Annotated in this window: 1 pseudogene; it reads left to right on the forward strand. The window is 65.8% G+C overall.

The features are described 5' to 3' along the window. Positions 1 to 412, forward strand: a pseudogene (locus ACLJNW_RS23340) (NADH-quinone oxidoreductase subunit G); the annotation flags it as partial.

Here is a 412-nt window from a genome sequence, read left to right on the forward strand (position 1 = left end):
TGCTACCGCTGCGTGCGCTACTACAAGGACTACGCCGGCGGCACCGACCTCGGCGTCTACGGCGCCCACGACAACGTCTACTTCGGACGGGTCGAGGACGGCGTGCTGGAAAGTGAGTTCTCCGGCAACCTCACCGAGGTCTGCCCCACCGGCGTGTTCACCGACAAGACCCACTCCGAGCGCTACAACCGCAAGTGGGACATGCAGTTCGCCCCGAGCATCTGCCACGGCTGCTCCAGCGGCTGCAACATCAGCCCCGGCGAGCGCTACGGCGAGATCCGCCGCATCGAGAACCGCTACAACGGCTCGGTCAACCACTACTTCCTCTGCGACCGCGGTCGCTTCGGCTACGGCTACGTCAACCGCGAAGACCGTCCGCGCCAGCCGCTGCTGGTGCTGAGCAAGCAGAAGC

It is taken from the genome of Salmonella sp. SAL4457 (genome assembly GCF_046548235.1).
GTDB lineage: Bacteria > Pseudomonadota > Gammaproteobacteria > Enterobacterales > Enterobacteriaceae > Salmonella > Salmonella enterica.